The organism is Undibacterium sp. GW821-FHT07F11, assembly GCF_059418665.1.
In genome coordinates this window covers 74,965-97,386 of sequence record NZ_JBWKQH010000013.1, presented here as the reverse complement: position 1 = coordinate 97,386, position 22,422 = coordinate 74,965, and the positions used below count along the sequence as shown (strand labels likewise).

The following is a 22,422-nucleotide window of genomic DNA, read 5'->3' as shown; positions in this document are numbered from 1 at the left end:
TTCTTTTAAAAATTACCGCGTTCACCATCTACCCTAAAACCAAAAAATTTCATAGAATGCCCAACAAACCGCATGGGTTTGCGGACCACTTTTACTGTATGGGAAATTGACCATGGCGATGGATGTCATAGATTATGAAATTTTTGGCGACGATATGCAATTCGTCGAAGTCGAACTCGACCCGGGCGAGGCAGCCATCGGTGAAGCCGGTACCATGTTTTACATGGAAGACGACATACAGATGGAAACCATCTTTGGCGATGGTTCTGCCGGACAAACAGGTATCTTTGGCAAATTACTGGGTGCTGGCAAACGTTTGGTGACAGGTGAGTCCCTGTTCACCACGGTCTTCATGAACGGTGGTGTGGGCAAGCGAAAAGTCGCCTTTGGTGCGGCATACCCAGGCAAAATCATCCCTATGCATTTGAATCAGCTGGGCGGTACGCTGCTGTGTCAGAAAGATGCCTTTCTCTGCGCAGCCAAAGGCGTGTCGCTGGGTATCGCTTTTCAAAAACGACTGGGTGCCGGTTTCTTCGGTGGCGAAGGCTTTATCCTGCAAAAACTGGAAGGTGATGGTCTGGCCTTTGTCCATGCTGGTGGTGCGATCATAGAAAAGACCTTGAATCCTGGACAAACCCTGCGCGTCGATAGCGGTTGCGTGGTGGCTTTCACTCAGGAAGTGGATTTTGACATCAAGTTCGTTGGTGGTGTCAAAACTGCCTTGTTTGGCGGTGAGGGCATGTTCTTCGCGCATTTGCGCGGCCCAGGCAAAGTCTGGCTGCAATCCCTGCCATTGGCACGCCTGGCCAACCGTATCGTTGGAGCTTCGAAAATCGGTGGCGGCAAGGGTGGTGAGCAAGGCTCTGTACTCGGTGGCCTTGGCAATTTGTTTGAAGAAGAATAAACCGTTTTCTTTATGAAACCTGACCCGCTTGTGCCCTGCATAAGCGGGTTTTGTGTTTTTGGTGGAGTAAATAAACTTCGTTGGAACTAAATTCGGCTTACGCCTGTCTATCTTGCAGCTTATAGCGTATTACTACTTTGATTCAATAAATTTACCCAAGTTGCCATGTTTAAAAAACTACTCGCCCTGTCCTTCATTCTTTCCAGCCAACTGGCCATGAGCGGTTGTGCCGTCGTCTATGACCTGGGGCAAGACTCCAACCAGCGCCAATGTGAAAAACTCCAGGACTGGAACGAACGCAAGACTTGCCTGCAACAAAACAAGACGACTTACGAGCAATACGAAAAGCAGCGTGAAGACTTGCGTACCAAGGGTACGGAAAAGAAATAAAGCTTCAGGCCTTGTCAAGTCTTGTCAGGCTTTGATGGCACGCCAGATCAATACGCCACCAAGCACGGCGCAGGCGGCTGCGGTGGTGATGCCTGCGACCAACGCTGCCGGTATCGCCGTCAGGCTGAAAATGCCACAGGCATACAGATTATGCTTGTGGGCTGAACGCACGGCGTCAGCACTGACGTCTTCATGGATGAGTTTGCGTTTGATGGCGAGGTAGAAATACAGCGCCTGAGACAGCAGTATCAATCCAACCACGGGCAGATACACGATCAGGACTGTCGGTGTATAAAATACATAGCGCCCAAACAAGGCTGCAGCAAAAGGAAAGAAGCAGATCAGCGACAAAAAGGCCAGGCTGCATAACACCAGGCTGCCATCAATTTCCTTGACCTTGGTGGCCAGCCTGTGGTGCCAGACCCAGAACAGGCCCAGCATGGCAAAACTGAGGAAATACGCAATGATGATATACAGGTGATGCTGCAAGGCATGCAACAAGGCAGCACCATCACGTGGATTTTCCAGCTCAGGTACTTTAACTTCCAGTACCAGTATCGTCATGGCAATCGCAAATACGCCATCGATCAGTGCTTCCATCCTGTGCTTGTGGATACCAAATTGCATACTCATCTTTTGTCTTCCTTAAGAATTTTATGCAAGTATCCACTTTCTTGGCGCTTTCTGGAATAGCCTGGCCCGGATTTAAGCCTGAATAACCACATCCTGTCCCAGCATGTTACTGGCATACACGTCGCAACAGATTTCACTGGATGTGCGTGAGCCGTAATGTGCGATAAATTCATCAAAGCTGCCGCTTTGCGCGCTTTCCATCTCGGCCTGTTCTGCCAGGGATTTTTCTGCCATTTTTGTATACAGGGCCAACTGGTCTGGTGCTGGCGGGCGGGCGCGGAATTCTTCAGCCAGCAGCGTGCTTTGCTGCAAGGCGAACTGGGTGAAGGAATTATTCGCTGCGCGTATCGCATCCAGTACTTTGGCTGATGGCGTCAGTTCAGGATGTTGCAGTTTTTCAGTTTGCACTTGCATGGCCTGTGCATGGCTGCCATCACCACGTTGTGCATCCAGCAGTGCGGCTACCGGTGCGATTCTTTCCAATAATTCCTTGCCCCAGTCCTGCAGTGAAATTGGCTCGCCATGGCGCGACAGCATCAGGCCAGGACGGCGCCCTTGTTTGACGGTGAGGGCAAAATTCTCGACATTTTCATCACCTTCGGTCTGATTCGTCAAAGGACTTTCTTCCAGTGCGCAGAACAGCAGGAAGGCATCAAGGAAACGTGAAGTCTCCAGGCTGATGCCGAGCGGGTCGAAAGGATTGACGTCCATGCAGCGTACTTCTATATATTGCACACCGCGTGCACACAGGGCTTCGACAGGGCGCTCGCCCGTCTTGATGACACGTTTGGGCCGTATCGTGGCATAAAACTCGTTTTCAATTTGCAGCACATTGGTATTGATCTGTACCCACTCACCATTTTGCCGTGTGCCTATTTTTTCATAGGCTGGGTAGGGCTGGCGCACTGCCAGCGACAGGCTGCGCATATATTCCAGCAGCGTGTTATATGGTGGCACCAGGCCAGACTGGGCATTGTTCTGGTAACCAAGATCACTCATGCGCAGGCTGGTGGCATAGGGCAGGTACAGAGTATCGTCGGACAGGGTTTCCAGTTGATGCGGGCGGCCACGCAAGAAAGGTGTGGACAGGGCAGGCGAGGCACCGAACAGATACATCAGCAGCCAGCTATAACGATGGAAATTGCGTATCAGGGAGATATAATTTTCAGACTGCACATGCATGGCACTGCCGCTGGTATGTTCTGCCTGCTGCAAGACTTTCCATAAATCTTCGGACAGCGAATAGTTGTAATGGATGCCGGCGATGCATTGCATGCTCTTGCCATAACGCAGGGCCAGTCCACGGCGATACACGTGCTTGATCATGCCTATATGTGAATTGCCATACCAGGCGATAGGGATATCTTTTTCTTCCGGCAGGCTGCAGGGCATGGATTGATGCCACAGCATTTCATTACCCATGACGGTATAGGCAAAGCGGTGAATATTGTCGAGTTCTTCCAATGCTGTGGCGATATCAGGCTCTGCGGGCGTGATGAATTCCAGCAGGGATTCAGAATAATCAGTCGTGATCTGTGGATTGGTCAGCGCCGAACCCAGGGCAGGTGAGTGTGGCGTCAAAGCCAGTTTTCCATCAGCGTGCACACGCAGGGTTTCCCTCTCTATGCCGCGCAGACCACGTGCCAGCAAAGGGCGGTTTGCATCACTATCGAGTAGCGCCAGACGTTGGTTTAACAGAGTGCTCACGGTGTCTTCCTTCAAAATTCAGTTGTCTTTGCAATCACATTTGCAAAAAATATCGAGCAAGCATAGCCGAAAAATGAAAACGGCATACGAGGCTGCTCAAATTTCATATATGAAAACTTTTTTAGTTTATATCAGTCTCATGACCAGCCGGTTTCAAGGCCAATGAAGACCAATAAGTCCCGCACTGCAGCAATGCACAAAATATTTCTTGTTTTGTTGGCATCGACTTAGAATGCCATATTCATTTTTCATACAGGAGTTGAAGTGTCCATCAAAAAAATGTCTGTACTCATGTCAGCCAGTGTACTTGGCCTGGCAAGTTCTGGCCTGGTGCTGGCTGCTGAGCCTACTCCGCCGGTGGCCGCCAAAGTCAAATGGCAAGAAACCCGCCATGGCGAAGTCGTTACGGATGATTATCGCTGGTTGCAGAAAAAAGAAAATCCTGAGGTCATCTCTTATCTTAATGCAGAGAATGCCTATACCGAAGCCCTGACGGCAGACATCAAACCCCTGTCTGACAAGTTGTATGCAGAAATCAAGGGCAGGATGAAAGAGGTGGACCTGTCCGTGCCTGTACGTCGCGGCAATTACTATTATTATTCGCGTACTGAAGCTGGCAAGCAATATCAGCTGTATTGTCGCCGTCGCGCCAATGCCGGGATGGCCTACGACGACAAGGCCGCAGAAGAAATTTTGCTGGACCAGAATGAAATGGCCAAGGGGCAAAAATTCTTTGCTGTTGGCGGCAGTTCCGTCAGCCCGGACGAGCAATTCCTGGCTTATACCACTGACACTGTCGGTTATCGTCAATATCAATTGCAAATCAAAAATTTGCGGACCGGTGAATTGCTCAGCGACAGCCAGCCACGGGTAACATCAATGGCCTGGGCGGCAGATAACAAAACCCTGTTCTTTGTGCAAGAAGATCCGACCACCAAACGCTCTGATCGTCTGTTCCGCATGGAGACAGGCAAGCCGCCGGTAGAAATCATGCATGAGGCGGTCGAACAGTTTGGCCTGCAAGTCAGCACGACCCGCGACAGGCAATTCATTGTCGTCAATAGCCATGCCACCGATACCAGTGAAGTCATGTTGCTGGCTGCAGACAAGCCACAAGGGAAATTCCAGAGCGTGCTGGGACGTGAAAAAGGCCATCGCTATAATCTGGAACACCGCAATGGCGAGTTGTATATCGTTACCAACAAGGATGCCAAAAACTTCCGCGTTGTGCGTGCGCCGCTGGCAACACCTGACAGCAAACACTGGCAGGAAGTGGTCAGGCATGACCCTGAAGTATTGGTCTTTGGTGCCGATCTGTTCAAGGACTACATGGTCATCACTGAAAAGACCCAGGCCCTGAATCGTGTCCGTATCTATGACTTCAACAGCAAACAATGGAAAACGGTCAAGTTCGATGACCCGGTTTATCTTGCGACTGGTGCTGGCACGCCGGAATTTTCCTCTACCCGTTTCCGCATGTCTTACCAGTCACCAGTAACGCCAGTGACCACGCTGGATGTGGATATGGCAACTGGCCAGCGCTACGTGCTCAAGCAGCAGGAAATTGTTGGCGGTTACGATGCCAGTAAATATGAAAGCCGCCGTCTGTGGATGACAGCCAGGGATGGCGTCAAAGTACCACTGTGGGCAGTGTATAAAAAAGGCGTGAAACTGGATGGCTCTGCCCCCTTGCTGTTGTACTCTTACGGCAGCTATGGTTATTCAACCGAAGCGACCTTTGCCATCAGTCGTCTCAGCATGCTGGACCGTGGCGTCATCTATGTGCAGTCACATATCCGTGGTGGCCGTGACATGGGTGAACACTGGCATGAGGATGGCATGCTGATGAAAAAGAAAAATACTTTTTATGATTTCATCGACAGTGCCGACTATCTCATCAAACAAAAATGGACCAGCCCTGACAAGCTGATTATCCAGGGTGGCAGTGCCGGTGGTTTGTTGATGGGCGCCGTCGTGAATATGCGTCCTGACTTGTTCCGCGCCGTTCATGCTGCCGTACCGTTTGTCGATGTCATGAACACCATGATGGACGCCAGCCTGCCTTTGACGACAGGTGAATATCTGGAATGGGGTAATCCAAATGAAAAGCCCGCCTATGACTATATGCGCAGCTATTCACCCTATGACAACATAGCCCGCAAGGCTTATCCGGCGATGCTGGTAACGACAGGCTTGAACGATAGCCAGGTCATGTATTGGGAACCTGCCAAATACGTGGCCAAATTGCGAGATTTTAAAACCGATAAAAATCCCTTGCTGCTGAAAACCAATATGGCCGCTGGTCATGGAGGCGCATCTGGCCGCTACGATGCCTTGCGTGAAGGCGCGTTCAATATGGCCTGGATGTTCTCGCAATGGGGTATTAAAGAATAATTGATTTGATGCTCACTGTCCTCTTCTGATGACGAGGACAGTTTGACCTGCTAAAAAATGAAAGAATGAATCATGAATTTTGCTTACACCATTATCTACGTCCCTGACGTTGCCGCATCGCTGGCCTTCTTTGAAAAGGCCTTCGGATTTGCTACCCGTTTCCTGCATGAATCGGGCATGTATGGAGAACTCGATACCGGCGCCACGACCCTGGCTTTTGCTGCGCATGCCATGGGGGATATGAATTATTCCAGCGGCCATGTGGCGGCTCATAGTTCAGAAAAACCGCTGGGGATGGAAGTCGCATTTACCACGGCAGATGTGGCTGCCGCACATGCCAAGGCTGTTGCTGCTGGTGCACAGGAACTGGCTGCACCAGCTGAAAAACCCTGGGGACAGATGGTATCTTATCTGCGTTGTCCTGATGGCAGCCTGGTGGAGTTGTGCACGCCCATGGGAGGATGAGCGGCCATCAATGCCACTATTGAAAGCCTCGCTTTGAAAAAAAAGCGAGGCCTTTATTCCCAGGAAAAATATTTTCTACGCAGCTTCTGCACCGTGCCATCTTTTTGCAAAACTTCATAAGCTTTGCGCCAGGCGCGTTCTTCATCTTCACTGACATTCATGGAACTGGCCATGTATAGTTCGGCACTGCCCATGTTGAGCCCGGTGGTGAAGTCTTCAAGGCGAAAGCCATATTCTTCTATCGCCGATATCATGATGGAATAGCCTGAATAAACCGCATCCAGGCCACCCAGTTGCAATAGCTTGAGCAGGCTCTGGTAATCTTTTTCATACTGGATATGACGAAAATTTTGAGCGTGTAAATCTTTTTCCAGCGAAGATCCACGCACTATACCTACACGTAGGCCGCGCAATTGCTCTAGCGAGGCACTTTCTATATTGACACTGCCAGATCGCTTGCCAAAAAAGCGGTTTGGGGCTGTGCCCAGATGTATCAGCCATTTAAAGCTGGTTTCGCGGTCCGCGGTCCTGTCCAGTGGAAAGACACCGTAATTCTGCCCATCTCTGGCCATCTTGACTGCCCTGGCCCATGGGTAAATACTCAGGTCGGGTTTGCGTCCCAATTGTGCAGACATGGCTGCAATCAATTCATAGCCATAACCTTGCGGTACATTATGTTGTAGCCAGAGATAGGGGGGCAATTCTGCCGTGACCCATTTGATTTGCCCATCAGCAGCCTGCTGTGCCTGACCTGGCAGACTGAACAGTAAAGTGAGCAGGCAAATGAATTTTTTCATCTCAGTCCCATGCTGCAAATGCAGCCCAATGTAGCTCAATGTAGCCATTTGTTGGCCGTTTTAGCCAGCCTGCAAGGCTGAACAAAAATCATGTTCCCAGAGAAATTCTAGTATTCAGGCTAAGAATGGACAGGTCAAGTGAATTTTTATCAAATCCTGCGATTTATGCTTATGAATAAGTGCCTGATTCAAGAGTAATTTGCCATTTGTATTTTGCCTGGAATTGTCTATAACAAAGATTAAGGCAGTTGCGCATCCTGTCGGTTTTTTTAAGGGGTTGTTGCAAAATCAAGATGGGCCAGTCATATCAACGCAGCAAGGCCAGCTTGATTTTGAAGCAAACTCTGCAGGGAATCCGATGCTTGCTGTCTTGTCCCCTGACCATTGTGGTCACCGCGATATCATCGCAACTGCCTCAGTGCTTTCTTACCTCTATGGAGATAGTCATGAGACGCAGACTGTATTTCATGTTGCCTGACCTGGGTAGTGCCAGGGCTATGCTGGATGAACTTTTACTTGCACGTATTGATGAGCGACACATGCATTTTTGTGCAAAAGAAGGCATGCTGCCCGCCGATATGCCGGAAGCCAATTCCTTTCAAAAAACTGACCTCATCCATGGTGCCGAAGTTGGCATGCTGATCGGCGGTATTGCTGGTCTGCTGGCGGGTGGTTTATGGCTGATTTTTCCTCCGGAAGGGATGGAAATGCGCATACTCGCGGTATTGGTATCCGCCATCGGTGGTTCCCTTTTTGGTTCCTGGGCCTCGGCCAAGGCCGCCAAGGCCATACCCAGTTCCAGCCTGAAACCCTTCGAGCAAGATATAGAAAACGGCAAAGTCTTGCTGATGGTGGATGTGCCTTTTAAACGGATAACAGAGATTCAGCAACTCGTCAGTAACCGTCATCCAGAGATACGCTTTGGTGGCGTTGATCCGCATGTACCGGTATTCAGTTAGCCCTCGTTGATCATTGCATGCACCTTACCCTTTGCGGGTGTGGTGCAGCACACTCTTGAAATTCCCTCGCTTTAAAACGACCTGATTACATAGCGCAAATTCGGCATACAATGGCTAGTTTTTAAACAACATTGCCGAAAATGACCGCTACTGCTCTGGAGTTGCACGCGCTTTGCAAGAACTTTGGTAGGCCTGCCGTAGAGAACCTGACTCTTACCGTACGCCGTGGTGAGTTATATGCCTTGCTGGGCCCAAATGGCGCGGGCAAAACTACCACTTTGCGCATGGTGGCGGGCCTTATCTCACCGGATAGTGGCAGCATACGCATACTGGGGCAGGAACTGGCAGCTGATCCTGCGCTGGCCAAGAGCAAGCTGGCCTATCTGCCTGACGATCCCATGCTGTATAACAAACTCAAGCCTTTTGAATATCTGGAATTTGTCGCCGGCCTGTGGGGCGTGCCTGCTGAAATTGCCGAAACTAAAGCGCGTGAATTGCTGGAATGGCTGGATTTGCTCAAACATGCGGATGAGCTGACTGAAGGTTTCTCGCGTGGCATGAAGCAAAAGCTTGCACTGGCCGGGGCACTGATACATCAGCCTGAACTCATCATTCTCGATGAACCCTTGACGGGTCTGGATGCAGCCGCTGCCAGGCAAGTCAAGGATGTCTTGCTGACCCATGTCAGGCAGGGGGGCACCGTCATCCTGACTACCCATATACTTGATGTGGCAGAACGCCTGGCTGAACGCATAGGTATCATACAAAACGGCAAACTCATCGCCGAAGGTACGCTGGAAGAATTGCGTAGCCAGACCAGCCAGACTGCGGGGACGCTGGAAGAAGTATTTCTGCAATTGACGGAGCCTGCATAATGGCAGTTTGGCCGCGATTAAAGCCGGGCAGCGCCGCCTGGTTGCTGGCGCATGAATGCCGTTTGGCTTTTTATGATATGGGCGAGAGCAAGCCCGGTCATGCAGCAGCGCGTGGCATGTCGGTATTTGGCATGTGGCTGATAGGTCTGATGTATGCCTTTGCACATCTGGGTGTCTGGCTGATCATGCGCAAAATGCCGCCCTTGCAAGAGGCTGTGCCAGCTCCCTTGCTGATGGGGGCGGGCATTGCCATGCTGGCGGTCTTCAGTTTCATGCTGTCACTGGGTTTGACGCGCAGCGTGCGGGCTTTATTTGAGCGTGGCGACCTGGATTTGCTGCTGTCTTCACCCTTGCCATCAAAAACCATTTTCAAGGTCAGGCTGACAGGTATTATTTTTTCTGTCGGCGTCTGGTTCTTTGCCTTGCTGACGCCGGTGGCGAATACAGGTTTGATACTGGGGCAATGGCGTTGGCTGGGTATTTATCCAAGCTTGCTAGCCATGACCGTATTGGCGGCAGCACTGGCCATGCTGCTGACCCTGGCCCTGGTAAAAAGCCTGGGTGTGCGCAAGACCAAGACAGTCGCGCAAATACTTGGCGCACTTACCGGTGCGGGCATGTTCATCATCAGCCAGCTATTTGGCAATCTGGGCAAGGAAACCCGTGAGGGTGTACTGCAACATATCATGCCCTGGTTCCAGCCCGGTGGCGTGCTGGAGGCAGATAGCCTGGTGTGGGCACCAGCCCGGGCGTTGTTCGGTTCACCAATGGCAATCGCAGGTTTCCTGCTATTCAGTGCTTTGATTTACTGGCTGACGGCACAATCCACCCATCGCTTTTTTATCACTGGAGTGCAGCAAGCCGTGGGGCAAGTTCGCAAGGCAACGCCGGCGATAGAAGGTAGCTCACAGCATGCCACCCGCTTTGGCCGCAGCTTGCGGGCCACCATCATTATCAAAGAATGGCGCTTGATTGCGCGTGACCCAAATCTGATTTCACAAGTCCTGTTGCAACTGCTATACATCGCACCTTTATTCTTTTTGATTTTCAAGTCCAAGGCACTCTTGCCTGGCGTGGCATCAGGGCTGGTTTTTCTGGCGGCTTCGCTGTCTGGTTCACTGATCTGGATCATCATCGCTGCTGAAGATGCCCCTGACTTGTTGCGGGCAGCGCCAGTCCAGGGCAATCTTATCCTGACCAGCAAGCTGCTGGCGGCAGTCTTGCCGATATTGATGCTGATTTTGCCAGCGCTGCTGTGGCTGCTGATACAACAATTTTTGCTGGGGCTGGCCGTCATCGCCTGTACTCTGGCGGCGATTGTGAGTTCGGCGGTGATTCATTTGTGGCAATCCAAGCCTTCCAGCCGGGCCCAGTTCAACAAACGCGGGCAGACGCAATTAATGGCGAATTTGCTGGAGGCTGCCACCAGTTTTTCCTGGGCTGCCTGCATCGTGGTCGGTATGTTATATGGTGCCTGGGTTGCCGTGCCCTTATCGACGGCCGTGCTGGCTCTGGGCATAGCTTGGTTTTCACGTATTGAACGAAATCTGTAATGATCAGTCTATTAGTGGTCTATTTTTGACCTCTTTCTGTTTCATTGCTGCTTACCTAACAACCTGGGAAATTTCTTACCATGCCTGTGTTCACGAAGAAACGCGTTTTTGTAGCCATTGCTCTTTTACTCGTCGCTGGTGCAGCAGCCACCTATTATCAGAGAGAAAACAGCAAGGCCAGGGAAGAAGAACCCAAGTACAAAACCGCCGTGGTGGACAAAGGCAATATCACCCAGACTGTCACCGCCAGCGGCACACTCAATCCCGTGGCACTGATCAATGTCGGCTCGCAGGTATCCGGCACCGTAGTGGAGTTGAAGGCAGACTTCAACGACCGCGTCAAGCAAGGCCAGGTCTTGCTCAAGCTTGACCCTACCATCTTCAATGCCCAGATCAAGCAAAGCGAAGCCAGCCTGGCATCTGCCGAAGCATCAAAACGCCTGGCGCAAGCCAACCTCGACCGTAACCAGAAACTGGTCACGCAAAACTATATTTCCGGCACGGCCATGGACCAGGCCAAACGCGAAGTCGAAGTGGCTGACGCGAATATCAAGCTGGCGCGGGCGCAACTGGACAGGGTCAAGGCTGACCTGAATAACAGCGTCATTCGTTCGCCCATAGATGGTGTCATCATCAAGCGCACCATCGACATGGGGCAGACTGTGGCCGCCTCTTTCCAGACGCCCAACCTGTTCCAGATTGCGCGTGACCTGACCAAGATGCAGATCGATACCAGCGTCTCGGAAGCCGATGTCGGTTCTTTGAAAGATGGCTTGCCTGCGCGCTTTGTCGTCGATGCCTACCCTGACCGTGAATTTGAAGCCAAGCTGCGGCAGTTCCGCCTGGCGGCAAACGTGCAGCAGAATGTGGTGACGTATAACGTTGTGCTTGATGTCGACAACAAGGATGAATTGCTGAAGCCGGGTATGACTGCGCAGGTGCGCCTTGTTGTAGGCAGCCGCGAAAACGTGGTGCGCATCCCTACCGCAGCCCTGCGTTACAAGCCCAGTGAGGAAGAGCAGGCCAAGGAAGCCAAGGCGCTCAAGGATAAGGAAAAAAATGCCAGCGGATCAGCTGCAAGCACATCTTCAGCCAGTGCCAATCTGCCTGCACCTGAGGTCGATGATGACGTGGCTTTCCGTACCAAAAAAGACCTGACTCGCACGTTCAAGCTCTATAAACTCGAAGACAAGAACCAGGCAAAAACTGTTGATGTCAAAATCGGTTTGTCCAACTTCAAATATACCGAAGTCATTTCCGGTGATTTGAAACCCGGTGACAAAGTCATTACCCGTGCACTGGACAAAGCCGGAGCACGCTGATGAGCGATACCCTGATAGCCATACGCCAGGTCAGCAAGAGTTATTTCTCTGGTGGCGTAGAGACCAAAGTCTTGCACGGCATTGATGTGCAGGTGCCGCGTGGCGACTTTCTTGCTGTCATGGGCCAGTCCGGTTCTGGTAAATCGACGCTGATGAATATACTCGGTTGCCTGGACCAGGCGACCAGTGGTTCTTATTTGCTCAATGGTGTTGATACACTGAGCCTGTCACGTGCCGAACTGGCCACCATACGCAACCGCACCATAGGTTTTGTCTTCCAGAGCTTTAACCTCATCAAGCGCATGAGTGTGGCTGAAAATGTCGCCCTGCCTTTGATCTATGCAGGTGTTGGACGTGACAAGGCGCACAAGAAGGCATTGATTGAACTGGAAAGAGTGGGTCTGAAAGAGTACGCCAAACGCTTGCCAAATCAATTGTCTGGTGGACAACAGCAGCGCGTCGCTATCGCGCGTGCCCTGGTGGCCGATCCGCCACTGATTTTGGCAGATGAACCCACCGGTAACCTTGATACACAGACCAGTGAAGACATCATGCGTTCCTTGCAGCAATTGAATGCTGACCGTGGCATCACCATTTTGCTGGTGACGCATGAACCGGATATTGCGGCCTACAGCAAACGCCTGGTGCGCCTCAAGGACGGTCATGTCTTATATGATGGTCCGGCGGCAGAAGGCTTGCGCCAACTGGCAGCCTCGCATGCCGAATATTCAGAAGCACAGGGGGAGGTGAAATGAATTTCCTCCAGGTTTTTATAGAAGCATTCCGTTCCATGAATGCCAACCGGCTGCGTACGGCGCTGACCATGCTGGGCATTATCATCGGCATTACCTCGGTCGTCATGATGCTGGCCGTCGGTGAAAGCGCCAGGAAATTCATCGCCAAGGAGCTGGAAGTATTGGGCAGTAATCTGATGATTATTTCGCCAGGCGCCAATCGTACCCAGGGTGTGCGGGCACGCACCGGTACTGCACCTTCGCTGTCGGTAGAAGATGCATTGGCATTGAATGAATTAAGCAGTTTGAATGGTGCTGCACCTGCCTTGCAGGGTTTCTTCCAACTGACGGTAGGCAATGATAATTCGAATAATGCCGTGCTGGGCATCACGCCAGAAATGTTCAAGGTGCGCAACTGGAAAGTGGACCAGGGCAATGAATTCAGCGATTCTGACATTCGTGGTGCGGCACGCATGGTCATCATAGGCAAGAAACTGGCGGACCAGTTTTTTTATAAGGACAACCCGATAGGCCAGTTCGTACGCATAGACAATGTGCCTTTCCAGGTGGTTGGTGTCTTGCAGGGTGAAGGCCGCATGTTTGATGGCGGTGATCTGGGTGAAATGGTGCTGATCCCGATTACTTCAGCCCGGGCCACGCTGATGCGCAGCCCTTTCCCGCGCAATGTGCATTATGTGGTGGTGCAGGGCAAGAGCGACAAGCAGTTGAAGGATGCAGAAGAAGATATCAAGGACATGCTGCGCGACCGCCACCATATCAAGGCCGGACAGGAAGATGATTTCCGTATCGATAACCTGGCTTCGATTGCCGAGACAGGTGCTAAGATCAGTGCCGGGCTGGCCGCCATGCTGGGTGCCATTGGTGCTATCTCTTTGATTGTGGGTGGCATAGGTATCATGAACATTATGCTGGTATCGGTGACTGAACGCACCCGCGAGATAGGCATACGCATGGCGATTGGTGCCAAGCCGCGTGATGTGTTGTTGCAGTTCCTGACCGAGGCCGTAGTGATTTGCCTGGTTGGTGGCATCATAGGGATCTTGTTGGCGATGGCGGGCGCAGCGGCGATTACTTCCACTGGTAAGCTGGAAGTCGTCATTGGTTTGCAAGCCATGGTGGTGGCCTGCGGCTTTGCCAGCTTTGTCGGTATCTTCTTTGGTTTTTATCCAGCGCGCCGTGCTTCGCGTTTATTGCCTGTCGATTGCTTGCGTTATGAGTGAAGGCCGGACATATCTTCGATTTATCTCGCTATCTGAATTTTTTGCCAATAAAATGTCTGGCTTCAATAAATTAGAAAAATAAGGAGAAGTAGCGATGAGTTTATTAGGCAATATCCTGTGGCTGATTTTGGGTGGATTTTTCACTGGTCTCGCATGGTGGTTTGCAGGCCTGGTCGCGTTTATCAGCATCATAGGCATACCATGGGGCAGGGCTTGTTTTGTCATAGGGCAACTGAGTTTCATGCCTTTTGGTAAAGAAGTCGTGAACCGGGCTGATGTCAGCGGACAAGAAGACATAGGTACCGGGGCACTGGGCATGATAGGCAATATCATCTGGTTCATCTTTGCCGGTCTCTGGCTGGCATTGGCACATTTGATGTCTGCATTGTTTTGCTTTGTCACCATCATAGGCATACCTTTTGGTATCCAGCACCTGAAGCTGGCAGCCATAGCTGTGGCACCGATAGGCAAGACTGTCATTGATAAGTAAAACCAGCGGGTAAAAAAAGCAAAAAAGCTCAGGATTAAAAGTCCTGAGCTTTTTTTGTTTTGCTTGTAGCTAATTTATTTCTTGCTCTTCGCCATCAAGCTTTCCAGCACTTGCATGGTAGCTACGCCCAGCTGTTCGCGTGGAATATTCGGATTTGCCCCACCTATCATGGAAGGATTGGTCAGGAAGCGGCCATCCACGATAAAGGTTGGTGTACTGTCTACCTGATAGCTGGCAACCAGCTTGCCCAGGCTTTTCAGCTTGCCCATGACCGAGAATGAATTATAAAAACTCAGGAACTTGGCTTTATCGATGCCGTTCTTGACGGCCCATGCTGTATTGTCATCATCACTGGTCAGGCGACTTCTTTCTACATGCCAGGTTGCCAGTACTTTGGCATGCAGGCTGGCTTCCAGATTCATCGCTTCCAGAGTCAGGAACAGATGCGCTTCGGGATCTTTTTCACCCGTCAGTGGCAAATGGATGCGGCGGAAAACGATATTGTCACCCTGTTTTTTTACCCATTCATTGATGGTGGGCTCCAACGCGTTACAGGCCGGGCAGTGATACATGAAGAATTCTATGACTTCAATTTTCTTACCCGTGGCCTGCGTGGTTTGCGGGTTTTTCAGGCTGATGAAATCGGCACCTTCTTTTAGTGCAGCAGGCGAGGCGAGCGCTGTCGCAGAGACAAAGCCCAGGGTAATAAGCAGTAAGCGTAAGAAGCGCATAGGTTCCTTTTTAACATGTACAAAACAAGTCGCTGAGCTTACCAGTATTTTTATCATTTGGCAGCGCATCAGCAGGTGAGGTCTGCTGTTCGACATGCGCCTGGGCCAAATGTTCACGAATATTCATATATCCAGGCTATAAATTGCGACATATTCATGAAATATCTTTAAATACAGGTACGAACCTCCAAAATTTTATGCAAAAACTTGCATGAGGCGGATATTCGTAGAAAAATGAAGTCGCACGGATAGTAAAACCTTGAGTCCTTGAGCCTGACCAGACTATCCCCGTTTTGCGATGCGTCAGGATATTTACCCAGTTTTATCCAGCATCACTCACCGTCACCCAGCGGAGTACATGCAATGATGACCGTGCCTATCGTGATTGACTTCGAAGCCTCAGGCTTTGGCAAAGGTAGCTACCCTATCGAGGTAGGCTACTCGCGTCGTCATGGCGAAGGCTGGTGCACGCTTATCAGGCCAGAGTCTGACTGGCAGCACTGGGATATACATGCCGCCCGCATCCACCGCATCCCGCGGGAGATACTGGTGGAAAGAGGCAAGTCAGCCAGTCTGGTGACTGAGCAACTCAATACCCAACTGGCAGGCATGACGGTGTATACCGATGGCTGGACGCAGGACTACGTCTGGATGGCACTCTTATATGATGCCGCTGACAGGGTGCCGAGTTTTCGTCTGGCGGACTTGCGCGAAATCATCAGTCCACAGCAAGAAAGCCTGTGGCATGCGACCAAGGATCAGGTAGAGGAAGATCTGCATATTTCCCGCCACCGGGCCAGCAATGATGCCCGGATTTTGCAAATGACCTGGCTGCGTACTTATGATGCCGTACGTTGCCACGGTTGAGTTCTAGTTTGTTTTTGTCTGCCTCCTTGCAACATCCCTCTAAAATAAATATCAAAATATTATTCAGGCAGTGCAAAATACAGGCTTGCCTGGATTTCCCTGTGGGAAGTCTTGTCGCGCTGTCCTGAACTGCAAGGAGATGAGTGTTGAAGAAATGGATCATACGCCTGCTATTGCTGGTACTTGCCCTGGTGGCGATCCTGGCCGCCTACCTCTTGCTGGCACCTGTGCCCATCAATCCAGTTGCCTGGCAGGCGACACCTTTTGCAGGTTATTCGCCACCGCATGCACGCAATGAAAAGCTGGCAGCCCTGAAAACCATAGAGATAGGTGAAGAAACCGGACCTGAGCATATCGCCATAGGCCCGGATGGCAAGCTGTATGCCGCCGCCACATCCGGTGCGATTCTGCGCATGCAGGCCGATGGCAGCCAGCGCGAAGTCTGGGTGAATACCGGCGGGCGGGTATTGGGTTTCATGTTTGATGCTGCAGGCAATATGATTGCCGCAGATGCCTTCCGCGGCATACTCTCGATTTCCCCTGACAAGCAAATCACTGTCCTTACCGACAAAATCGGCGACAGCCCTATCTTGTACGCTGATGCCGTGGTGGTTGCCAAGACTGGCAAGATTTATTTCACCGATGCCAGCCAGCGCTTTGGTGCTAAAGAATCCGGCGGCACCTTCCATGCCAGCGTACTCGACATCCTTGAACATTCTTCTACCGGACGGGTATTGGAATATGATCCCGCCACTAAACAGACGCACGTCATTGCCGATGGCCTGTGTTTCGCCAATGGTCTGGCACTCAGCGCCGATGAACAAAACCTCATCGTGGCTGAAACCGGTGAATACCGTATCTGGAAAATTTCCATCAACGCTCACGAGTTGCATCTGAAGAGCAAGCCAGATAAAAAACTGGCCAGCATTTTGCTGCGCGATTTGCCAGGCTACCCGGACAATCTCATGCGTGGCCGTGATGGACGTATCTGGCTGGGGCTAGCCAAACCGCGTGGCGCGGCGATTGATAACATGGCAGAAAAACCCTGGCTGCGCAGCATTACCCTGCGTTTGCCGCGTGTACTATGGCCCGTGCCACCCGCCTATGGCCATGTGCTGGCTTTCAATGAAGCTGGCAAAATCGTTGCAGATTTACAAGACCCGACCGGACACTACCCGGAAACTACAGGTGTTACCGAAACCGAGGACCGCTTGTATATCCAAAGCCTGCACGCGCATGGTATAGGCTGGTTACCGAATCATCTGGTCAAAAAATGAAGAGTCAAGCCGCCATGCCAGAAGTCGATGTACTCGTCATCGGCGGTGGCATCAATGGCGCTGGCATAGCGCGCGATGCTGCCGGGCGTGGCCTGAGCGTACTCTTGTGTGAAAAAGATGATCTGGCCTCACATACTTCATCAGCATCGACCAAGCTCATCCATGGCGGTTTGCGTTACCTTGAATATTATGAATTTGGCCTGGTGCGCAAGGCTTTGCAAGAGCGCGAGGTACTCATGCGATCTGCGCCGCATATCATCAGTCCTTTGCGTTTTGTCATGCCGCATGACAAAGGACAGCGCCCGGCCTGGATGATCAGGGCAGGCTTGTTCTTATATGATCATCTGGCAAAGCGCGAATTGCTGCCGGGTGCTGAGTCCATCAATTTGCAACAACATATTGCCGGGCAACCCTTGCTGGCTGACTTTCGCCGTGGTTTTGCCTATTCCGATGGCTGGGTCAATGATGCCCGCCTGGTTGTGCTGAATGCCATGCAGGCTGCAGAAAAAGGCGCCACCATCATGACGCGCACCCGTTGCGTCTCAGCCAGACGGCAAGATGAGCACTGGTTGGTGCAATTGCAAAAGGCTGATGGCAGCATGATGATGGTACAAAGCCGCAGTCTGGTGAATGCCAGTGGCCCCTGGGCAGTCAACACTCTGCAGCAAGTCTTGCATCAGGGGGCGGCAAAGACCCTGAGGCTGATCAAGGGCAGCCATATTGTTGTGCGGCGCCTGTTTCATCATCCGTATGCCTATATCTTCCAGCATCCTGATGGCCGTATCGTGTTTGCCATACCCTATGAGCAAGACTTTACCCTGATAGGTACGACAGATCTGGATTACCAGGGCTCGCTGGATGAGGTCGCGATCAGTGCGGATGAGATTGCCTATCTGTGTGGGCTGGCTAGCCATTATTTTACCCAGTCCGTCAGCCCTGCCGATGTGCTGTGGTCATATTCCGGCGTGCGCCCGCTGGTGGAAGAAGCCGTCGGGGCGGGCAAGGAAAAAGCGGCCGCCTTGACCCGCGACTACAGTCTGGAGCTCGATACCGCCGGTGCGCCAGTGCTGAACGTGTTTGGCGGCAAGATCACTACTTACCGCAAACTGGCAGAAGAAGCCCTGTCCATGCTGGCCCCCCTGCTCAACAATGCCAACTCCGCCTGGACTGAGCATGCCTGCCTGCCCGGTGGCGATATCTATGGTGCATCCCCGGAAAATCGCGCTGTCAGCGAATTTCACTTGTTCATACAACAATGCCAGCAGCAATATGCCTGGTTGCCACCCCATCTGGCAGAGCGCTACGCTCACGCCTATGGCAGCCGCATCCATGTCTTATTGAAAGATAAATATTCGCTGGCTGATATGGGCGAGATGCTGGTGCCTGGCTTATATACTGCCGAAGCAGCCTATCTGGTCAGCCACGAATGGGCGCGCACGGTAGAAGATATACTCTGGCGTCGCAGCCGCCTGGGCCTGCATTTGCTGGGCGAAGATACCATTCATTTGCAGGAATGGCTGGATAATAATGCAACACCAGCCCCATACCCTGTCTGCTAGCTGGCAAGTGTCTGACATGTGGTTGACGTGTGGCAGACATGCACATGTCATAGCAAACTACTATTATCTCCTTCTTTTGCTGTAGCAGATGGCTGCGGACTATCCCCGGGTTTCGCAGTTTATCCCCAGAAATTTGCGCACTGTCGCATGTCGGTGGCTGCCTCGCTTTGCTTTGCTTATTCTGAGCATACCAAATTCAAGAACGGGAGACGGCAATGAACAAGACTGCATATATGAACGCGCTGCGTCAGGCCCTGGATGGCTTGCCCGCCAGTATTATTGAAGACACCATGTGGGAATATGAGCGCAAGTTTGTTGATGCCATGGTTGCCGGCAAGTCGGAAGAAGAAATTGCTGCCGGCCTGCCCAAACCTGAATTGCTGGCGGCGCAAAAGAGAGCCAGCACACGTTATGAAGCATTAAAAACAAATTTCAGTCTGGGTAATGTCGCCGGTTTGCTGGTTGCCCTGATCGGCCTGATGATCTTCAATCTGTTCATGCTGATACCTGCCGTGGCCTACTTCAGCCTCTTGTGCTCTGCTTATATAGTTGCACTGGTGATGTATGTGGCAGGCATAGGTATTACTGCCGCCAGCATCTCCGGGGTAGAACAGTTCAGCGTTGATATACCTGCTGGCAGGCACTATGTGCACAATCGCAATGATAATCATCGCATGCATAAGCATAATGTCAGGGTTGATGTGACTGAAACAGGTATCCTGATTGACGGCGAAAAGCAGGATGACAATGACCAGGCAGCTGCCGTAGTTGCGTCATCTCCTGCATCATCTGTTGCTTCATCTGCGGCGGCATCTACAGCATCTGCAGCGTCCGCATCTGCAGTCACACGTACAGTAAGGACAGAAACCCAGACAGAAAAATTGCATATAGAGGTTGGCAATCACTTTTCCGGCACCAAATTATTCACAGGACTGGGTTTGCTGCTGGGCTCCATCGTTTTGATGATGTTGAGCATGTTCATGACCAAATATACCTTCATCGGCTTTAAACACTATTTACGCTGGAACTTGTCGCAACTGCAGCTTGGTCATGCAGCCTGATAGGCCAGCACACAGCAAATTTACTTTTTTTAGTTTCACTCAGTTTTTTTTGGTTTCATTTAGCTTCAGGAGAAAAAAATGAAAAACATCATTCGCACAGGTATAGGCATGTTGGGTCTGGCCGTGGTTTTGACAGCATCCAGCGTGGTCTTTATCAGGGCCCATGCCAGCAATGTGGTCAGCACCGGTTCTGCTGCCAGTGAAGTTCGCCCCGTCACTGCATCCATCGTTAATATTGTACTCAGTGGCCCCATCGATCTGGCGCTGAAACAGGCAGCAACGCCAGAGTTGCTGGTCAAGGGTGATGCCAAACTGGTGTCACGGGTGACCACCAGGCTGGAAGGCAATACCCTTTACGTAGGCACACGCGGGATTTATATCTCGGTAGGAAAAACCGAGCAAAGCAGGATAGAGCTGAGTTTGCCTAATCTGGAAAAACTGCAGACTTCTGGCAGTGGCGATGCCGTCATCAAAGGTTTTAAAGGCAACAAGCTCGAAGTAAGCTTGCACGGCTCTGGCAATATCAATCTGGATGGCGAGTATCAGCAGGTATTTGCCAGTCTGAATGGCAGTGGCGACCTGAATCTGGGTGTGGGTAACAGCGATTTGCTGGAACTTACTTCCAACGGCTCTGGCGACAGCATCGTCAAAGGCCAGGTTAAAAACTTCAATGTCAAAATATCGGGCTCAGGCGATTTGAAAGCGGCGGCATTGAAAAGTGCAGTAGTCAATCTGAATTCTACCGGTTCATCCAGCAGCAAAGTATTTGCCAGCCAGGAGATCAAGCTCAAGGTCACAGGTAGTGGCGATGTCCATGTCATGGGCAACCCGGCAAAAAGGAATGTAGAACGCATGGGTTCGGCAGATGTACATTGGGAGTAAGCAGCCCGATATATGGTATTCAAGCGATGTTCAAGCAGTATTCAAACGGAACTTACGTGATATTCATACGAAAATCACACAATAAGCAGTGATTTGAACCTGGATGAACCCAAATTGGTGCAGCTTGAACTGTTGTTAATTGGTTCGTCATAGTAGGTGTTGTTAAAAAGAATGAAATTTTCCACAGGAAATTTTTACTTGTGGAAAATTTTATTCTTTATATCAATCGTTTTAATGCTTAATATTCGACGCTGGCCCCTTGGTACGGAAACTCTATTTACTTGACGCTTTTTTCTGCAATAATCATTGCGCAGTTGTAAGTATTTGTTTCAATCGAAAAAATTAAAGTTTGTGTGTGCGCTACCTGCGTATGCAGATTTTCGTTACCAACCTGACCTGCCAAGAATCATGACTGCTACCAAAAGTAAGTGCTTGACCGCGTTATTTGTTGTGTTCAGCTTTATCAGTGCCGCTGCCGCACAAGAAAATCCCATGCAGTTTCTCAGCCGCGCCAACGCCAAAGTGGCCAGAGCTGCGTCTCTCAAGAATCGCTGGGAAGGCCCGGTTGATGGACCTGCACTGCAAAAGAAAAAGAAAATCATCTTTATTGCTGCAGACATGAGTGATGCAGGCGTCAGTGGTGTCTTCAACAGTGTGCGAGAAGCCAGCACCAGTGCCGGCTGGGAAGTCTTGCCCATCAATTGTCGCGGCCGTTGCAATCAGGGGGCACTGATCATCAGCCAGGCGCTGGATATGAAAGCCGATGGCATCATACTGGCAGGTGTGGACGTCACAAGTCAAAGCAAGGGTATGGCTGCAGCAGCCAAGGCCAAGGTCCCCGTGGTTGGCTGGCATGCGTCGGTCAAGAATGGTCCGACCGATGGCTTGTTTACCAATATCGGCACCAATCCCAAAGAAGTCGGGCAACTGGCAGCCTTGTATACCGTGGTCGATTCCAATAATAAAGCTGGCATCGTGGTATTTACCGACTCTTCGAATCCCTACCTGCTGGCCAAATCCACCGCCATCGTTGAAACCATACGCCAGTGTGAAGGCTGTAAATTACTGAGTCTGGAAGACGTACCTCTGGCAGAAGCACATATCAAGATGAAGGCCGTAGCCGAAAGTCTGGTCAAGCGTCATGGTGCCAAGTGGACGCATGTCATCGGTGTCAATGATTTCTATTTTGACTTGCTGGAAGTGCCAACCACAGCAAGCCTGGTGGCAAGTAACAAGCTGGTTGCTGTTTCCGCTGGTGACGGTTCACCTACCGCCTACAAGCGCATACGCGCCAATAGCCTGCAAACTGCGACTGTGCCTGAACCTTTGTCCATGCATGCCTGGCAAATCGTGGATGAAATGAATCGCGCTTTTTCTGCTGCCGAGCATAGCAACTATGTGAGTGCCTTGCATTTGGTGACAGCGCAGAATATTGCGTATGACGGTGGACAAAAGAATATGTTTGAGCCGGCAAACGATTTCCGCACGCACTATCAAAAGTTCTGGTCAAAATAGGCCAGATTAAGCTACTGCGCGGCGCGATTTTGGGTCTGCTGATTTGCAAATTCGTCATCGTACTAA

The 22,422-nt window shown here is 51.1% G+C and carries 21 protein-coding genes; 17 read left to right on the top strand and 4 right to left on the bottom strand.

Annotated features, from left to right (window positions below):
* Positions 1-112: 112 nt before the first annotated feature.
* Together AC07OI_RS27460 and AC07OI_RS27455 are read left to right on the top strand one after the other, a co-directional pair.
* Complete coding sequence (locus AC07OI_RS27460; RefSeq protein ID WP_492708555.1) at positions 113-904, top strand: TIGR00266 family protein; 792 nt, start codon at positions 113-115, stop codon at positions 902-904.
* Positions 905-1,069: 165 nt separating this feature from the next.
* A complete protein-coding gene (locus AC07OI_RS27455) occupies positions 1,070-1,294 on the top strand; it encodes a hypothetical protein (RefSeq protein WP_492708557.1) in 225 nt (74 codons plus the stop codon).
* A 24-nt stretch (positions 1,295-1,318) separates the two neighbouring features.
* Here AC07OI_RS27455 and AC07OI_RS27450 read toward each other — a convergent pair whose 3' ends face one another.
* Positions 1,319-1,927, bottom strand: coding sequence for a TMEM175 family protein (locus AC07OI_RS27450; protein WP_492708559.1), 609 nt, complete (start codon positions 1,925-1,927; stop codon positions 1,319-1,321).
* A 72-nt stretch (positions 1,928-1,999) separates the two neighbouring features.
* Complete coding sequence (gene gshA, locus AC07OI_RS27445; protein WP_495259367.1) at positions 2,000-3,634, bottom strand: glutamate--cysteine ligase; 1,635 nt, start codon at positions 3,632-3,634, stop codon at positions 2,000-2,002.
* Between the two features lie 264 nt (positions 3,635-3,898).
* On the opposite strand from gshA, the gene AC07OI_RS27440 reads away from it, so the two are divergent.
* On the top strand, positions 3,899-6,028 hold the full coding sequence (locus AC07OI_RS27440) for a S9 family peptidase (RefSeq protein ID WP_495259366.1): 2,130 nt from the start codon (positions 3,899-3,901) through the stop codon (positions 6,026-6,028).
* Between the two features lie 72 nt (positions 6,029-6,100).
* Positions 6,101-6,493 (top strand): VOC family protein, encoded by a 393-nt coding sequence (locus AC07OI_RS27435; protein WP_495259365.1) that lies wholly within the window; start codon positions 6,101-6,103, stop codon positions 6,491-6,493.
* A 53-nt stretch (positions 6,494-6,546) separates the two neighbouring features.
* Here AC07OI_RS27435 and AC07OI_RS27430 read toward each other — a convergent pair whose 3' ends face one another.
* Positions 6,547-7,290 carry a substrate-binding periplasmic protein gene (locus tag AC07OI_RS27430; protein ID WP_492708566.1) on the bottom strand — a complete coding sequence of 248 codons (744 nt, stop codon included), beginning with the start codon at positions 7,288-7,290 and terminating at the stop codon, positions 6,547-6,549.
* Positions 7,291-7,736: 446 nt separating this feature from the next.
* Between AC07OI_RS27430 and AC07OI_RS27425 the strand changes: the two genes are divergently transcribed.
* The 7 genes from AC07OI_RS27425 (at position 7,737) to AC07OI_RS27395 (ending at position 14,464) form a co-directional block, all read left to right on the top strand.
* Positions 7,737-8,249: a DUF1269 domain-containing protein gene (locus AC07OI_RS27425; protein WP_492708568.1), complete on the top strand. Its 513-nt coding sequence runs from the start codon at positions 7,737-7,739 to the stop codon at positions 8,247-8,249.
* Between the two features lie 140 nt (positions 8,250-8,389).
* Positions 8,390-9,124, top strand: a complete 735-nt coding sequence (locus AC07OI_RS27420; RefSeq protein WP_492708570.1) for an ABC transporter ATP-binding protein — start codon at positions 8,390-8,392, stop codon at positions 9,122-9,124.
* Positions 9,124-10,677 (top strand): putative ABC transporter permease subunit, encoded by a 1,554-nt coding sequence (locus AC07OI_RS27415; protein WP_492708572.1) that lies wholly within the window; start codon positions 9,124-9,126, stop codon positions 10,675-10,677. Before AC07OI_RS27420 ends, AC07OI_RS27415 begins: the two co-directional genes overlap by 1 nt.
* 80 nt (positions 10,678-10,757) lie before the next feature.
* Positions 10,758-11,999 (top strand): efflux RND transporter periplasmic adaptor subunit, encoded by a 1,242-nt coding sequence (locus tag AC07OI_RS27410; protein WP_495259364.1) that lies wholly within the window; start codon positions 10,758-10,760, stop codon positions 11,997-11,999.
* Complete coding sequence (locus AC07OI_RS27405; protein ID WP_495259363.1) at positions 11,999-12,754, top strand: ABC transporter ATP-binding protein; 756 nt, start codon at positions 11,999-12,001, stop codon at positions 12,752-12,754. Before AC07OI_RS27410 ends, AC07OI_RS27405 begins: the two co-directional genes overlap by 1 nt.
* The gene (locus tag AC07OI_RS27400) at positions 12,751-13,974 is read left to right on the top strand and encodes an ABC transporter permease (protein WP_492708578.1); all 1,224 of its coding nucleotides are present in this window, start codon (positions 12,751-12,753) and stop codon (positions 13,972-13,974) included. Before AC07OI_RS27405 ends, AC07OI_RS27400 begins: the two co-directional genes overlap by 4 nt.
* Before the next feature lie 94 nt (positions 13,975-14,068).
* Positions 14,069-14,464, top strand: coding sequence for a YccF domain-containing protein (locus AC07OI_RS27395; RefSeq protein ID WP_495259362.1), 396 nt, complete (start codon positions 14,069-14,071; stop codon positions 14,462-14,464).
* Between the two features lie 74 nt (positions 14,465-14,538).
* Here the strand turns inward: AC07OI_RS27395 and AC07OI_RS27390 are convergent, their stop codons facing one another.
* Positions 14,539-15,195 carry a thiol:disulfide interchange protein DsbA/DsbL gene (locus tag AC07OI_RS27390; RefSeq protein WP_492708582.1) on the bottom strand — a complete coding sequence of 219 codons (657 nt, stop codon included), beginning with the start codon at positions 15,193-15,195 and terminating at the stop codon, positions 14,539-14,541.
* A gap of 363 nt (positions 15,196-15,558) precedes the next feature.
* Here AC07OI_RS27390 and AC07OI_RS27385 point away from each other — a divergent pair, with 363 nt between their 5' ends.
* The 6 genes from AC07OI_RS27385 to AC07OI_RS27360 all read left to right on the top strand — a co-directional run bounded on the left by AC07OI_RS27385 (position 15,559) and on the right by AC07OI_RS27360 (position 22,356).
* A complete protein-coding gene (locus AC07OI_RS27385; RefSeq protein WP_492708584.1) occupies positions 15,559-16,062 on the top strand; it encodes a hypothetical protein in 504 nt (167 codons plus the stop codon).
* A 143-nt stretch (positions 16,063-16,205) separates the two neighbouring features.
* Positions 16,206-17,339: an SMP-30/gluconolactonase/LRE family protein gene (locus tag AC07OI_RS27380; RefSeq protein ID WP_495259361.1), complete on the top strand. Its 1,134-nt coding sequence runs from the start codon at positions 16,206-16,208 to the stop codon at positions 17,337-17,339.
* Positions 17,336-18,898, top strand: coding sequence for a glycerol-3-phosphate dehydrogenase (glpD, locus tag AC07OI_RS27375; protein WP_495259360.1), 1,563 nt, complete (start codon positions 17,336-17,338; stop codon positions 18,896-18,898). Before AC07OI_RS27380 ends, glpD begins: the two co-directional genes overlap by 4 nt.
* A 215-nt stretch (positions 18,899-19,113) precedes the next feature.
* Positions 19,114-19,959 carry a DUF1700 domain-containing protein gene (locus AC07OI_RS27370; protein ID WP_495259359.1) on the top strand — a complete coding sequence of 282 codons (846 nt, stop codon included), beginning with the start codon at positions 19,114-19,116 and terminating at the stop codon, positions 19,957-19,959.
* A gap of 78 nt (positions 19,960-20,037) precedes the next feature.
* Complete coding sequence (locus tag AC07OI_RS27365; RefSeq protein ID WP_492708592.1) at positions 20,038-20,841, top strand: head GIN domain-containing protein; 804 nt, start codon at positions 20,038-20,040, stop codon at positions 20,839-20,841.
* A gap of 492 nt (positions 20,842-21,333) precedes the next feature.
* Positions 21,334-22,356, top strand: coding sequence for a substrate-binding domain-containing protein (locus tag AC07OI_RS27360; protein WP_495259358.1), 1,023 nt, complete (start codon positions 21,334-21,336; stop codon positions 22,354-22,356).
* Positions 22,357-22,422: the final 66 nt, after the last annotated feature.